Source organism: Vibrio sp. TBV020 (genome assembly GCF_046056895.1).
Classification (GTDB): Bacteria; Pseudomonadota; Gammaproteobacteria; order Enterobacterales; family Vibrionaceae; genus Vibrio.
In genome coordinates this window covers 154,571-168,563 of sequence record NZ_JBEEAQ010000001.1, presented here as the reverse complement: position 1 = coordinate 168,563, position 13,993 = coordinate 154,571, and the positions used below count along the sequence as shown (strand labels likewise).

Here is a 13,993-nt window from a genome sequence, read left to right as displayed (position 1 = left end):
TGATTTATTCAGAAATCACAAATTCTCAGTCAAGCACTTTTTTCATTTTTTTTACCGCGATTTTCTGTCAATTCACCCTGCAAAAAATGTGATTTTAATCGTCGAACAGAAACAGTAAAATGTTCTGAGAATGAATGAATTAGCCACATTAATGCAATCTCATAACGACAAATCACTTAAACCAAAGCTCGCCATTATTGGTGGTGGTATCGCAGGCGCGACGGCTGCTCTTCACATCGCCGAACTCGGCCTCAACGTTACTCTTATTGAAAAAGGAACTGGGCTGGTTAGTGGACCACCAATCTGTCATTTACATGCTGGTGGAAATTTGTACAGAGAAATCGATACTGACCAATGTATTGAACTGTTAAAGCAATCTATCGACACGGTTAGGCTATATCCAAAGACGATTAACCACAGACCCACTGTGATTGCCGTTCCCTATACCGATGGTGGCAGTCCGGAAGAGCTCTATGAACGTCTTATCACTATTCAGAAGTGCTATGCAGAACTTGTAGATGAAGATGAGGCGAATAGAGTATTGGGTGAACCCAACGACTATTATTGCTTCTATAGCCGTGAAGAACTCGACCTTTTAGCAACTCAACCTCAGCCAGCAAACCCCAAGACCATTGATGAGTGGATGATTCCTTTCGCAAAGCATGCTGACCTTGACGGGTTAAAATTTCCCGTTGTTGCTGTACAAGAACATGGGTGGAGTGTTTTCCGTATTGCGGCATCTGCGACGTTAGCGTTAGAAAACATTCCTAATTGTGAGTTACTGACCAATACCGAAGTTGTCGGTGTGGAAGAAACTGAGCATGGCTGGAAAATCGAATATTCAAACAGCGATGGCAATAGCAAGGTTATTGAAGTCGACTACTTAGTTAATGCTTGTGGTTACGAAACGGGTTCGATTGATGACTTAGTGAAGAAACCACGTGAAAGGTTGGTTGAATTTAAAGCGGCTTACGTGACTCAGTGGGAATCTTGTGGGGAACAATGGCCGGAAGTGATCTTTCATGGACCAAGAGGTACCCCAAATGGTATGGCTCAATTGACGCCTTATCCTGATGGAATTTTCCAATTGCACGGCATGACAAAAGACATCACTCTATTTGAAGATGGTCTTGTTGCTTCAGGAGAAAAATCCTCTCAACCTGCGTTGCCGAACCGCCTGATTAAGAAAATCAAGAAAGGTTGGGATGAGGATGTTATCGTTGAGCGCAGTCGTAGAGCGATTGAACATATGTCACGATTCGTTCCGGCCTACGCGAGCGCTCATGAATTTGGAACGCCTCTATTTGGCGCGCAGCAAATCCCCGGCAAGGATGATACCTTGCGCGCTGCTGATGTCACTTTCGAAGGTGAGTATTACGCTCGTGTTGAAGTAGTCAAAGGTTCATCTGCGTTAGAAGCTGCGATAAAGTTAGTCGAAGAGTGGGGACTATATGATTATAAAGAACAGTCGATAGAGCAACTTCATCCAGTCAGTATGTCCCTTACGATGAAAGACATTGAACAAAAAGCGAAAGAGCTAGCATTAGAGCGTGGTTATCCCGAGATGCTGGCACGCTATTATGGTGAAAACGAATAGAGGTGGTAACAACCACCTCAACATTGTGTTACCTCAACTTATTTGAAGTCAATAGCCGAAAAAGCGTGCCCATTGGCTCCAAACATCTTGCAAACCGAGTAGATCCCCTTTTACAAAGCGTACTTTCTGACCAGGCTTAGCTTGAGCTAATCTTGGTAGATCAATTCTGGCAATACATCCGACTTTTGGATAACCGCCTATTGTCTGTCGATCATTAAGTAAAATTATCGGCTCGCCATTAGGTGGGACTTGTACAGCACCTAAGGCAATACCTTCACTTAGATATTCCTTGTTAGGACCTTGTATTGCATTTCCGGTAAGTCTATAGCCCATGCGATTGATAAGTTGGCTGACTTCGAATTCATGTTTATAGAGCAAATTGACTTGGTCTCTGTCGAATTCATCGACCTGGTACCCCTCAATAAGTCTTAACTCTAACGGCAAGTTATAATCTGGCTTATAGCGGAATGTCATTTGTTTGGTTTGAGGCGAAAGCTTATGTGGAGTGAAATTGAGGACATCGCCGAGTGCGAGTGGGTGACCTTGGCTTAATCCGCCAAGTTTATCTCTTGTAACTGTCGCGACGCTTCCAAGCTGGGGGGCAATAGCAAAGCCGCCTTTGACTGCTAGATAAGCCCTTAGCCCATTTTTTGGTAAGCCAAAGGTTATTCGTTGTCCTTTTAACGCTCGAAAGGTCGACCAGTTCTCAATCGACTTTCCATCTAATCGAGCATTGAGATCGCCACCAGCAATGGCTAATTCACAAGAGGCATGACACAAAAACTCTGCCTGTCCAAGTGTGACTTCTAGTGTCGCAGCGTTAATTGAATTGCCTAAAAGGTGGTTTGCCCAACTGTAGGCGTAATCATCGACAGGGCCACCTTGAGCAATCCCGATATGTGCAAAACCATAACGGCCAAAGTCTTGTATTAGTGTCTGCTGACCGGGTTTGATAACTTCTATATAGTGCGTGTTGCTCATTGCCAGCCCTCCAGAACTGTCCCACCTAACTGTTGGAATTCTTCGAGACTGATAGGGTAGAACTTTACTTGATTGCCAATTGAAAACGGTGAAAGAGGTGACTTAGTAGGGTCATATAAATCAATGGGGCAGTTCCCAATAATGTTCCAGCCACCAGGACTCTCACACGGATAGATAGCAGTCTGATTGTTCGCAATACCTACACTACCTTTAGGTAAGGTTACACGTGGACTGTCTCGACGTGGTAACTGAATGTTTTCATCAACGTCGGTTAGAAAGGCAAAGCCGGCGGTAAAGCCGATCGCGCCAACTGTATAAATTTGATTGTGGTGAGTTTGAATTACGTTATTAATATCCAAACCTTGTTTTTGGTATAACACCAAATCAGGACCAACAGAAACATCGTAATAGATAGGTAACTCGATCGTAGTCGGTGAATGATGCTCTGGTAGAGCTTTGACTGCTTCAGTGACTAGGTGTTCTAAGTAAGGTACAAACTCAAATATAGAAATGCGATGGGGCAGATAGTCGATCAAAATGGTGGTAAAAGATGGAGTGACATTCATAACCCATGGGCCAAGCTGGTTACCAAGGTAATGGGCAACCTGGCCAATAACCCATGATAAGTGCTCAGAAGGTTCGCTATGAAATTTAATTAGGATGGAACATTCCGCGACCGGGTCAATGGAAGTAGCTATCTTCATTCACTAAGTTCCTCTGCTTCAATCAATTTACGTATGTCTTGAATAAGCTTAATACTCCCTTCATTGTCCCCATGAACACAAATCGTATCGGCTTCAAGTGGGATTAGGAAACCATCAATAGTACGAACTTTGTTATAGCGGACAATTTGTTGAACTTGGCTAAGTAGATCATCTCGACCATGAATCACTGAGCCGGGCATGCCCCGAGGCGCTAAAAGCCCATTCGCTTGATAACGACGATCTGCAAATGCTTCAAACAATAGCGGTACGCTGTATCTATCTGCGATATCGAGCAAAGCTTGATTATCAGTAATTGCCAACGTCATCAGGGGTAAATCAAAGCTAGAAACGGCGTCAACTACGGCTTCAAATACTGCCAAATCTACCTGCATATCGTTATATAGTGCCCCGTGAGGCTTTACATAAGTCACTTCGGTATTGTGGCTTTCACACAAAGCTTTTAGTGCGCCGATTTGGTAGATAAGCATTGCCGTAATTTCATCAGGGGCCATAGCAATACTGCGTCGCCCAAAGCCTTGCAGATCGGGATAGCTTGGGTGAGCACCGATCTTCACATCGTGGGCGAGAGCGAGTCTTATGGTTTCGTTCATTATGATTGGATCAGATGCGTGGAAACCGCAGGCAATATTCGCCATGTCGATGTGTGGCATGACCGCAGAATCGTTTCCCATTTTCCATGTGCCAAAGCTTTCACCCATATCACAATTCAAATAAGTCGACTGTTTTCTCATCAAGTATTGCTCCGCACTTTGAGTTGTCTAGTAACATGTTTCAATTAGGAAATCCAAACAGTGATCAGATTCATCATTTGATTAACAAATAATAAAAACACAGCGTCCTGTATGTTAATTGGTAATGATAAATGAAATAATAGAGCTACCTAATATAACGGGCCTTTATATGCTCAAAAGAACGCTACTTTCTTCGATCATCACATTTTATTGTTTTTCCTCTCAGGCTAGTGATGAGCTTACAGATCTTATGTCTATGAGTTTAGAAGAACTTTCCATGCTTGATGTCACGATGGAGACAGCTTCAAAGTTTTCTCAAAAGCTGACTGATATTCCGGCAGCGGTTTATGTGCTAGATGGTGAACGTATTAAACGTAGCGGGGCAAAAACTATCGCAGAAGCTTTAGCGTTAGTTCCAGGGCTTAGAGTGAGTAACTTCTCGGCGGCAGAACCCATGGTATCGAGTCGAGGGTTCCATGGCGGTTTATTCAATAAAATGCTTGTTTTACAAGACGGCCGAAGCCTATATAGCCCTGTCTATGGTGGCGTTTACTGGGCTGATATAGATTACTTACTTGAAGATATCGAACGAATAGAAGTGCTGCGTGGCCCGGCGGGAACAATCTGGGGTGGAAATGCTGAAAATGGTGTGATCAACATTGTTACGAAATCGGCGAAAGACACTCAAGGCGGTTTAGTCTCGTCAACTTATGAGCAGTATGGGGCGTATAGCCTCGGTGTTCGTCAAGGCTTTGAAGTAAATGATGATGTTTATGCTCGAGCTTTTTACAAATACAAATCGGTTAAGCGTAACCCAGTCAGTGACCCTAGCCGATGGAATACGCACCTTGCCGGTATGGTATTTGAAAAAACAGATGATTGGAGCATTCGGGTTGGTGGAGAGCAAGCCAGCTTTGAAGAAGATATCTATAAGGTCACATATCAAAACGGCTCACATACGGACATACGTTCAGAGACTGAAGAAATTGATAGTTATTCATATTACGCTCAATACGATAAGTCATACCAAGTTTCTGACAATACAGAAAGTAGCTATCGCCTTTGGTTTCAGCAGAACCATGATGGTGCTTATGACGCACCAGGAAAGTATCTAACAGTCGATGCCGAAGCGAACTTCATCACAGAGCTAAACGAGGAGCACAAACTGACCTATGGTGGTGGCTATCGCTTTATTCATATTGACTTTTATCACCAGCTCAGTGGTTACGATTTTGACGATACTCACTATTATATAAGGCTATATAACATAGACTCCGCCTCAGACAGTATTGTTAATGGTTTCCTTCAACATGAAGCTGCATGGACGAATCGTTTGACGACGGTCGTCGGGGTTAAAGCTGAATACTTTGAACAAAATGATCAAGTCGAGTTATCACCTCAAGCTAGGGTGATTTATGACTTTTCTGAACAGCAGAGCCTCTGGGCCGGCGTCGGTCGCAGTGCGATCGCTCCATCGTATATGGATACTAACTCGTCGTTTATTTCGACGGGCACTTATTGCCCATCGAATGTGGACTGTACAACGGATTATGAGTATTTCTATCGTTTCTCAATGCCAAGTGAATCAGAAGAGATAGAAAGTGTTGTTACGTATGAAGTGGGATATCGATACCTCTCCGATCAATTCGAACTCGATAGTACTGTTTTTTATAGTCAGTATGACAATATCGTAGGGCTTGAGTATGTAGGTCGTCCACCAAATCACGACCAAGTAGACTTATATCAATCCAGTTATGACTATTTAGTGGACTCTTATGGTATCGAAATTGCGGCTCACTGGAATGTTACAGAACAATTTAAGCTATACAGTGCTTATAGCTTTTTGGTGATGGATCAAAATTGGGAGCAAAACAGTTCAAGTGATGGAAGTGACGACGATCATTACTCCATTGACTCACAACACATTGCATCTCTCCAAAGCCTTTGGAATATCAATGAACAGTTTGAATTCGATATGGTGTTACGCGCTCAATCTATCGATTACGGCAATGAATCGGAAGTAGATAACTTTTTAGCAATGGATATGCGTTTAGGTTGGCAACAAACACATTCAGCACCACTCCTTGAATTACTAGTGAAGAATGTGGGAGAAAAGGAGGGGTACTACGAAGAGGCGTATAGCGGCTATAAACAAGAGCAGAATGTATCAGTAAGGGTTAGCTATGCTTATTGATAGAAGATGGGGCGGATTACTCGCACTTTTAATTTTGCTGGGAATGCCGACTCAAGCTGTCGCAAAATATACTCCTGAACAAGTAAAAGCCGTTTATTTATATCGAATCGTGACATTCATCCATTGGGACAATGAGTCTGAAATGCAGGGTATCAATATATGCGTTGCTGATGACTCTAAAATTGAAAAGCTGCTCGCTCATATAACTGAAGGGAAGCAAGTTAGGAACAAACCTCTAAATGTTGTTAACGCTGATTGTCATGTCTTGTTTATTAGTCAAACAGATAACTTGTCCTTGTTAGACGAGCAATCCGACTCGACAGTAACAATTGGGGGAATGGAGCGCTTTACCACACATGGTGGCGCGATTGAATTAGTAGAGAGGCAAGGGAAGATTAAACCCAGAGTAAATTTGGATAATATTGAAGGTTATCAAATTTCGTCGAACTTTCTACGTGTGGCTATAGTAGAGGGAGATAATTAATGAAGCTTTTATCTGACCTCTCTTTAAAGAGTAAGCTGATCGTACCGATCATTGCGTTCACAGGGATGATATTCATCGTATCTCAAAGTTATGCTTTCTTTAACTCATTTGAAACTCAGAAAGAAAACCTTATTAACCGTGTTGGCGTTCTGGCAAAAGGGGTGGCTTATAATCTTCAGGCAGCTATTTTGTTTAGCGATAGTCTTAGTGCAACCGAAGTTCTCGATGCATTTTCTGCTGACGAAGAAGTCTTCCGAGTAAAACTCTACACATCAGATGGCCAATTGTTTGCAATGTACGAAAGAGAGGGGTCAGTCGCTCCTGTTCCTACCGAACATCAGAGGGAAGAGATTACGAAGAAGCGTTATTCCATCGGTGGGGAATATATCTTCCTGCTTGTTCCAGTAGAAGTTGAAAATGAAGTCATCGCCAATCTACGAGTGACCATCTCAAAAGCATCATTCCAAAACCTCTACACCAATGCACTGATGAATAGCTTAGTATTTTTTGTCCTCCTTGCTGTTGCTGGTGTAGTGCTATATATGACGGTTCAAAAGTACATTTTGGGACCCGTATACAACCTAAACATCGGTATGAGATCTTTTATCGATCGCAAACAAACTACGATAAACATTCTTCCTGCCGCTAATGACGAAATTGGTGCATTGGTTAAAGCATTCAATACTATGCTTGACCGATTAAAACAACGAGAGCAACAGGTGGCGTTCACTCTCGATAAGTTAGAAGAAGAAAAGTCATTCGCTAATGAAGTGGTAGAAACGGTAAAACACGCGTTAATCGTGGTGAATTCTCGAGGTGAAATTATCCACTTTAATCCTGCCACCTGTGATGTCTTCAGATGTACCACAGCCTTTCTAAAAGGGGCTAAGCTGGTGGACATCGTCAATGAGAGTGAATCTTCAGTTATTTCCGATGCGATAAACAGCAGCACCGAGTTTACAGACAAACAAGTTTGGGTAATGGACGTCTTCAAACAACACCAATTGCTCAATATTAGTTCGACAAAGTTAAGTAAAGTAGGGCAGGTTTTATTTGCTATTCAAGATGTCACAGAAGTTGAAGCAGCTCTAAGACGTCAACGCCTAGCCGCTGGTGTGTTTGAAAACAGCCAAGATGGTTTGATGGTTACTGACGAAAACGACATTATTACCATGGTTAATCCTGCTGTGACACGCTTACTTGGCTACCCTCAAGAGGCGTTACTTGGCAAGAAAGCAGAAGACTCATTTGAGTGGCAGCAGTTTTATTCTCTCATACCAACGATCAAAGAGTCGGTTGTGAACTACGGTCAATGGCAAGGGGAAATCTGGGAAAAACACTCGCAAGGCCATAAAGTGCCAATGTTTGTTAAAGTATCACGCATTGTAAGTGCAGAAGGTATCAATAGTCATGACTATGTCTATATTCTCTCTGACTTGTCTAATTTAAAAGAGATGGAGAGGCTTGAATATCTGGCGCACCATGATTCTTTAACCGGATTGGCTAATCGCGCGAAGCTTTATCGAGTGCTAGATGAAACCTTAACAAATGAGCGCAATTCTACAGACGGCATAGCATTGTTGTATCTTGATCTAGATGGTTTTAAAGGTGTCAACGATACTTATGGGCACGATGCTGGCGATGAAGTCTTAAAACAAGTGGCAGAAAGGCTGCTAGGGATGTTTGCTAGCCAAGATTTAGTTGCTCGTTTATCTGGCGATGAGTTCGTCGTACTCTCAACAAGCACAACGGTTGAAAAAGTTTCAGTCGTCGCTGAGCAGCTCATTGAAGTTATCCAGCAGGATATCGTTTACAGAGGCCGAGTATTAAGAGTTGGGGCTAGTGTGGGTGTTCATTACTCTGATGATATGACCGAAGATTTAGATCAATGGCTCAAAGCTGCGGACACAGCAATGTATCAGGCGAAAACAAGTGGTAAAGGTAGATATGTAATCAATCATTGCTAACTTTGCTTACAGTCTCAAATATGTCCTATGTTTTGTGGTGTGAGTTCTCTATTATATGGACAACGTTTTCAAAAGGTTAGCAATATGAATGTTCTAGTAACAGGCGGTATGGGCTATATCGGTAGCCATACATGCATTCAAATGATTGAAGCAGGGATGACACCTGTAATTTTCGATAACTTGTACAACAGCAAGTCTACAGTTCTGGATCGAATTGAAAAAGTTTCTGGAGTACGTCCGCATTTTATTGAAGGTGATATTCGCGACAAAGCACTTCTTAAAAACGCTCTGCGAACACATAGTATCGAAGCTGTTATCCATTTTGCTGGCTTGAAAGCAGTAGGAGAGTCGGTCGAAAAACCGCTTGAATACTATGATAATAATGTCAACGGTACATTGGTTCTTGTTGATGCGATGCGTGAAGTCGGCGTGAAATCTCTTGTCTTTTCTTCTTCTGCGACAGTATATGGTGACCCTGCATCTGTTCCTATTACAGAAGATTTCCCAACCAGCGCAACTAATCCCTATGGCCGCAGTAAGCTTATGGTAGAGGAGTGTTTAACTGACTTCCATAAAGCGAATCCTGATTGGAGCATTACTCTTCTGCGCTACTTTAATCCTGTTGGTTCTCACCCGACTGGTGAACTAGGTGAAGATCCTCAAGGTATTCCTAATAACCTGATGCCATTTGTTTCCCAAGTAGCAGTAGGACGTCGAGAATTCCTATCGGTATTTGGTAATGATTACCCAACGCCAGATGGCACAGGTGTACGAGACTATATCCATGTTATGGACTTATCTGATGGCCATATTGCTGCTCTGCAAAAAGTTGGGCGTAAAGACGGGCTTCATATCTATAACCTTGGGACAGGTAATGGTTCTAGCGTACTAGAAATGGTGAAAGCGTTCGAGGCGGCTTCAGGCAAAGAGGTGCCATTTAAGATCGTTGAACGTCGACCTGGTGATATTGCAGAATGTTGGGCAGACCCGGCTAAGGCAATGAATGAACTAGATTGGAAAGCGACACGCTCACTAGAAGAGATGACCGCAGATACTTGGCGTTGGCAGGCGAACAACCCTCAAGGCTATCCAGAAGCGTAAACTTCACGTTCGATAAATAAAGAAAGCCACCGCATGTGCGGTGGCTTTTTTACGCTTGATACAAAATAGGCAAAATTGTGTCAGCGTGGTTGAGTACCATTATAAATGGAAATTAATCAACCTCTTTATCTTTACCCAGTGACAATAGCCAAACAGAGACTGCTGCTACCGCCGCAAAGCCAGATAGGATAATGAAAGGCATAGCTCCATAGCCAAGGATATGCCAAATAACGGATTCTAAAGTACTCATTATTCAGGGCTCCCTATTGCCAGCCTTCAACGCCATGCATGTCTGGCAGTTTGTGTGCGATACCTTTGTGACAATCTACACAAGTCTTCTCACCAGATGCAAGGGCAGTAGAGTGTTGCTTAGCGCTGCGCGTGCTTTGCTCTGAGAAGTCCATAAACTCAAATTGGTGACAGTTACGACACTCCAATGAATCGTTCTTCTTCAAGCGAGCCCATTCACGCTCTGCTAGGTGAGCTCTACGCTCTTTAAATTTCTCTGGTGTATCAATTGTTTTAGCAATGAAATGAGCGTATAGCTCTTTTGATGCTTGAACTTTACGAACGATCTTATCTGTCCACTCATGCGGAACGTGACAGTCAGAACAGATGGCACGAACACCAGAGCGGTTAGAGTAGTGAATCGTCTCTTGGATCTCTTCAACGATAGGTGCGTGACAGCCAGAACAGAACTCTTCTGTGTTGGTTGCTTCCATACCTGTGTTAAATGCGCCCCAGAACAGAAGACCACCGGCAAAACCCATAAATAAAACTACGCCAACGGCAGCTTTACTTGGACTTGCTAGTCTCTTCCAAAACGCTTTCAATAATTTCATAGGTAGCCTCTTATTTACTCACGTGTGCTTATTTAAGCGCATCTACACTCTTGTATTCATTTTCAACAAGCGGTTTTGCATTTGCTTGAGGAACGTGACACTGAAGACAGAAGTAACGACGAGGTGAAACGTCAGCAAGTACAGCATCTTCACGGTTTACATAGTGAGTTACACTGATCTTAGTCGCGCCCATCTCTTTTGCGTTTTTCCAGCTATGACAAGCAAGACATTTGTTCGCATTCAAAGAAACTTCGTAGCTACGAATGTTATGTGGAACCAGTGGTGGCTGATAAACAAAGCTACTATCTAGTACTTGTTCACGAGGGTACTTTTTAAAGTCGTCTGCAGCGCGGGTTGTTTCTAGCTCACTTGCGCCACGTAGAGATTCAAGACCACCGATGCCGCCAGGATTTTCGATTTCAGCAACAGCAACGCCGCTGATAAGAGCACCAACAGATAACAGTGCAATTAGAAATTTTTTCATTATTAATTCTCCGCCTAATGGCCAAATTCTTGATTCTGACTGCCCTAAACAGAGCAGTCAGAGCATTCATATTTAAGCGATCTTAGTGATCTTAACTGGACACTTCTTGAAGTCTGTCTGTTTAGACAGTGGGTCAGTTGCGTCTAGAATTAGCTTGTTAATAAGAATGCGTGCGTCAAAGAACGGTACGAATACCAAGCCTTGAGGTGGACGGTTACGGCCACGAGTTTCAACACGAACACGAACCTCACCACGTTTATTCGCGATAAGAACTTCTTCACCACGACGAACGCCACGAGCTTTAGCATCAGCAGGGTGCATGTAACACACCGCGTCAGGAACCGCTTTGTACAGCTCTGGTACACGACGAGTCATAGTACCTGTATGCCAGTGCTCAAGAACACGGCCTGTACATAACCACATATCGAACTCAGCATCAGGTGCTTCTGGTGGAGCTTCGTATGGTGCAGAGATAATGAGTGCTTTACCATCTGGCTTACCGTAGAAGTCCCAACCACTGCCTGGTTTAGCATATGGATCTGAACCTTCTTTGTAGCGCCATAGCGTTTCTTTACCATCAACAACTGGCCAACGTAGACCACGTACTTGGTGGTAAACATCGTATGGTGCTAAATCGTGACCATGGTCGCGACCGAATGCAGCGTATTCTTCGAATAGGCCTTTTTGAACGTAGAAACCTTGAGCGTGTGCGTCATCGTTAAGCTCACGAGCTTCTTCGATTGGGAACTTGTCGACTTGGCCGTTTTTGAACAGCATGTCGTACATTGTCTTACCGCGGTACTCAGGTGCTTTCGCAAGTAGTTCTTCACCCCAAACTTCTTCCATAGTGAAGCGTTTAGAGAACTCCATGATTTGCCATAGGTCAGACTTAGCTTCGCCAACGGTATTCACTTGTTGGTACCAAGCTTGAGTACGACGTTCCGCGTTACCGTAAGCGCCTTCTTTTTCAATCCACATTGCTGTAGGAAGAACAAGGTCAGCAGCTTGTGCTGTTGCTGTAGGGTATGGGTCTGAACATACAATGAAGTTTTCAGGGTTACGGTAACCAGGTAGACGCTCACCGTTGATGTTTGGACCCGCTTGCATGTTGTTGTTACACATTACCCAGTAAGCGTTGATAGTACCGTCTTTTAGTGCACGGTCTTGAGCAACTGCGTGTTTACCAGGCTTAGGTGGAATCGTACCTTCTGGTAGCTTCCAGATGCCTTCAGCAATCTTACGGTGTTTAGGGTTTGCAACAACCATGTCTGCAGGCAGGCGGTGTGAGAACGTACCAACTTCACGCGCAGTACCGCACGCTGATGGCTGACCTGTTAGTGAGAATGGGCTGTTACCCGGAGTCGCAATTTTACCTGTTAATAGGTGAATGTTGTAAACCAGGCTGTTCATCCATACACCACGAGTATGTTGGTTCATACCCATAGTCCATAGAGACATAACCTTAGTATTTGGATCTGCGTATTGCTTAGCTAGTTCAATTAGCTTGTCTTCAGCAACACCTGACATTTCAGCGGCTTTCTCAACTGTGTAAGGAGCAACTGACTTCTTGTACTCTTCGAATGAGATAGATGTCATTGCGCCCGAGTTAGGGTTAGCTGCAGCTTGCTGTAGAGGATCGTCGTCACGTAGGCCGTAACCGATGTCTGTTGTCGCTTGCTTGAAGTTAGTGTGCTTGTTAACGAAATCCCAGTTTACAGCATCGTTTTCGATGATGTAGTTCGCGATAAAGTTTGCAATTGCAAGATCTGACTGAGGTTTAAAGATATAACCTTTGTCTGCTAGCTCGAATGAACGGTGGTAGTAAGTAGACAGTACGTTTACTTTAACATGTGGGTGGCTAAGACGACGGTCAGTGATACGAGTCCATAGAACCGGGTGCATTTCAGCCATGTTCGAACCCCAAAGTACAAACGAGTCTGCAGCTTCAAAGTCATCATAACAACCCATTGGCTCATCGATACCAAATGTACGCATGAAAGCACCTACCGCAGATGCCATACAGTGACGTGCGTTAGGGTCAATATTGTTTGAACGGAAGCCCGCTTTCATCATTTTAGCTGCAGCGTAACCTTCCATAACGGTCCACTGGCCAGAACCGAACATACCAACACCTGTTGGACCGTTCTTTTTCAGAGCAGCTTTCCATTTGTCAGCCATTGTGTCGAACGCAACATCCCAAGATACAGGTGTGAACTCACCATCTTTATCGTATTGTCCGTCTGTCATACGAAGTAAAGGCTGAGTCAAACGGTCTTGACCGTACATGATCTTAGAAAGGAAGTAACCTTTGATACAGTTTAAACCTTTGTTTACTGGTGCTTCAGGGTCACCTTGTGTCGCTACGACTTTGCCGTTTTGCGTACCTACAAGAACAGAACACCCCGTACCACAGAAACGACAAGGCGCTTTATCCCATGTGATTTTAGTTTGGTCTGAGCTAGCGATCAGGTTAGTAGCTGACGCTGGCAGTGTTATACCTGCGACTGCTGCTGCTGATGCTGCCGCGTTTGCTTTCACAAACGCTCGTCTTGTCATCTTCATACTTCACCCTCGGTTTGGGAATGTTGAGTTCCAGTGTTTTTATTTTCTAATTCGTTTTCATCTAGCTCAGTTTCGATTTGGTGATAAACCAGTACTGTGCTTAAAACGTTTGGTAAGTTGTTAATTGCTTCGATATTGTCAGTGATAAAACCTTGGTTTTCTGTTTCCATCACAACGACGATTTTCCCTTCTGGGCTATCGCCGTATATCTCGGCATTATCAATTTCTTCAATCTGAGACTTAATCGTTTCAAGGTGCTCTGGAGCACAATGGATGACTAAGCTCGAAATATGCACTTCATTCAGTGACATTTGATACTTCCGTT

The 13,993-nt window shown here is 43.6% G+C and carries 13 protein-coding genes; 5 read left to right on the top strand and 8 right to left on the bottom strand.

The genetic code is table 11. The annotated features are described in order from the left end of the window. Positions 1-151: 151 nt before the first annotated feature. Positions 152-1,597 carry an FAD-dependent oxidoreductase gene (locus AAFX28_RS00720; RefSeq protein ID WP_408686787.1) on the top strand — a complete coding sequence of 482 codons (1,446 nt, stop codon included), beginning with the start codon at positions 152-154 and terminating at the stop codon, positions 1,595-1,597. Between the two features lie 48 nt (positions 1,598-1,645). Here the strand turns inward: AAFX28_RS00720 and AAFX28_RS00715 are convergent, their stop codons facing one another. From AAFX28_RS00715 to AAFX28_RS00705, 3 genes are read right to left on the bottom strand one after another with little or no spacing between them, the layout of a single operon-like run. Beyond that, entirely contained in the window at positions 1,646-2,578 is a 933-nt protein-coding gene (locus AAFX28_RS00715) for a biotin-dependent carboxyltransferase family protein (RefSeq protein ID WP_408684732.1), read from the bottom strand. Beyond that, the gene (locus AAFX28_RS00710) at positions 2,575-3,282 is read right to left on the bottom strand and encodes a 5-oxoprolinase subunit B family protein (protein ID WP_408684730.1); all 708 of its coding nucleotides are present in this window, start codon (positions 3,280-3,282) and stop codon (positions 2,575-2,577) included. Before AAFX28_RS00710 ends, AAFX28_RS00715 begins: the two co-directional genes overlap by 4 nt. Then, positions 3,279-4,034 carry a 5-oxoprolinase subunit PxpA gene (locus AAFX28_RS00705; protein ID WP_408684728.1) on the bottom strand — a complete coding sequence of 252 codons (756 nt, stop codon included), beginning with the start codon at positions 4,032-4,034 and terminating at the stop codon, positions 3,279-3,281. The genes AAFX28_RS00710 and AAFX28_RS00705 overlap by 4 nt, the downstream gene beginning before the upstream one ends. A 169-nt stretch (positions 4,035-4,203) precedes the next feature. On the opposite strand from AAFX28_RS00705, the gene AAFX28_RS00700 reads away from it, so the two are divergent. The 4 genes from AAFX28_RS00700 (at position 4,204) to galE (ending at position 9,780) form a co-directional block, all read left to right on the top strand. Next, a complete protein-coding gene (locus AAFX28_RS00700; protein ID WP_408684726.1) occupies positions 4,204-6,228 on the top strand; it encodes a TonB-dependent receptor plug domain-containing protein in 2,025 nt (674 codons plus the stop codon). Then, positions 6,218-6,712 (top strand): YfiR family protein, encoded by a 495-nt coding sequence (locus AAFX28_RS00695; protein ID WP_408684725.1) that lies wholly within the window; start codon positions 6,218-6,220, stop codon positions 6,710-6,712. The genes AAFX28_RS00700 and AAFX28_RS00695 overlap by 11 nt, the downstream gene beginning before the upstream one ends. Then, positions 6,712-8,679 (top strand): diguanylate cyclase, encoded by a 1,968-nt coding sequence (locus AAFX28_RS00690; RefSeq protein ID WP_408684723.1) that lies wholly within the window; start codon positions 6,712-6,714, stop codon positions 8,677-8,679. Before AAFX28_RS00695 ends, AAFX28_RS00690 begins: the two co-directional genes overlap by 1 nt. A gap of 84 nt (positions 8,680-8,763) precedes the next feature. After that, positions 8,764-9,780, top strand: a complete 1,017-nt coding sequence (gene galE, locus AAFX28_RS00685) for a UDP-glucose 4-epimerase GalE (protein WP_408684721.1) — start codon at positions 8,764-8,766, stop codon at positions 9,778-9,780. Between the two features lie 112 nt (positions 9,781-9,892). On the opposite strand, the gene AAFX28_RS00680 is transcribed toward galE, so the two are convergent. The 5 genes from AAFX28_RS00680 to AAFX28_RS00660 form a co-directional block, all read right to left on the bottom strand. Next, complete coding sequence (locus tag AAFX28_RS00680; RefSeq protein ID WP_408684720.1) at positions 9,893-10,030, bottom strand: TIGR02808 family protein; 138 nt, start codon at positions 10,028-10,030, stop codon at positions 9,893-9,895. A 13-nt stretch (positions 10,031-10,043) separates the two neighbouring features. After that, complete coding sequence (locus AAFX28_RS00675; RefSeq protein ID WP_408684718.1) at positions 10,044-10,622, bottom strand: NapC/NirT family cytochrome c; 579 nt, start codon at positions 10,620-10,622, stop codon at positions 10,044-10,046. 28 nt (positions 10,623-10,650) lie between these two features. Then, positions 10,651-11,106 carry a nitrate reductase cytochrome c-type subunit gene (locus tag AAFX28_RS00670; protein WP_408684716.1) on the bottom strand — a complete coding sequence of 152 codons (456 nt, stop codon included), beginning with the start codon at positions 11,104-11,106 and terminating at the stop codon, positions 10,651-10,653. A 72-nt stretch (positions 11,107-11,178) separates the two neighbouring features. Further along, on the bottom strand, positions 11,179-13,668 hold the full coding sequence (napA, locus tag AAFX28_RS00665) for a periplasmic nitrate reductase subunit alpha (RefSeq protein WP_408684714.1): 2,490 nt from the start codon (positions 13,666-13,668) through the stop codon (positions 11,179-11,181). Beyond that, positions 13,665-13,979 carry a chaperone NapD gene (locus tag AAFX28_RS00660; RefSeq protein WP_408684712.1) on the bottom strand — a complete coding sequence of 105 codons (315 nt, stop codon included), beginning with the start codon at positions 13,977-13,979 and terminating at the stop codon, positions 13,665-13,667. The genes napA and AAFX28_RS00660 overlap by 4 nt, the downstream gene beginning before the upstream one ends. Positions 13,980-13,993: the final 14 nt, after the last annotated feature.

What these genes read in the sequence shown, in the direction of transcription:
- AAFX28_RS00720 (WP_408686787.1), top strand. Translation starts at nt 152, where the DNA reads ATGCAATCTCATAACGACAAATCACTTAAACCAAAGCTCGCCATTATT.
- AAFX28_RS00715 (WP_408684732.1), bottom strand. Translation starts at nt 2,578, where the DNA reads ATGAGCAACACGCACTATATAGAAGTTATCAAACCCGGTCAGCAGACA.
- AAFX28_RS00710 (WP_408684730.1), bottom strand. Translation starts at nt 3,282, where the DNA reads ATGAAGATAGCTACTTCCATTGACCCGGTCGCGGAATGTTCCATCCTA.
- AAFX28_RS00705 (WP_408684728.1), bottom strand. Translation starts at nt 4,034, where the DNA reads ATGAGAAAACAGTCGACTTATTTGAATTGTGATATGGGTGAAAGCTTT.
- AAFX28_RS00700 (WP_408684726.1), top strand. Translation starts at nt 4,204, where the DNA reads ATGCTCAAAAGAACGCTACTTTCTTCGATCATCACATTTTATTGTTTT.
- AAFX28_RS00695 (WP_408684725.1), top strand. Translation starts at nt 6,218, where the DNA reads ATGCTTATTGATAGAAGATGGGGCGGATTACTCGCACTTTTAATTTTG.
- AAFX28_RS00690 (WP_408684723.1), top strand. Translation starts at nt 6,712, where the DNA reads ATGAAGCTTTTATCTGACCTCTCTTTAAAGAGTAAGCTGATCGTACCG.
- galE (WP_408684721.1), top strand. Translation starts at nt 8,764, where the DNA reads ATGAATGTTCTAGTAACAGGCGGTATGGGCTATATCGGTAGCCATACA.
- AAFX28_RS00680 (WP_408684720.1), bottom strand. Translation starts at nt 10,030, where the DNA reads ATGAGTACTTTAGAATCCGTTATTTGGCATATCCTTGGCTATGGAGCT.
- AAFX28_RS00675 (WP_408684718.1), bottom strand. Translation starts at nt 10,622, where the DNA reads ATGAAATTATTGAAAGCGTTTTGGAAGAGACTAGCAAGTCCAAGTAAA.
- AAFX28_RS00670 (WP_408684716.1), bottom strand. Translation starts at nt 11,106, where the DNA reads ATGAAAAAATTTCTAATTGCACTGTTATCTGTTGGTGCTCTTATCAGC.
- napA (WP_408684714.1), bottom strand. Translation starts at nt 13,668, where the DNA reads ATGAAGATGACAAGACGAGCGTTTGTGAAAGCAAACGCGGCAGCATCA.
- AAFX28_RS00660 (WP_408684712.1), bottom strand. Translation starts at nt 13,979, where the DNA reads ATGTCACTGAATGAAGTGCATATTTCGAGCTTAGTCATCCATTGTGCT.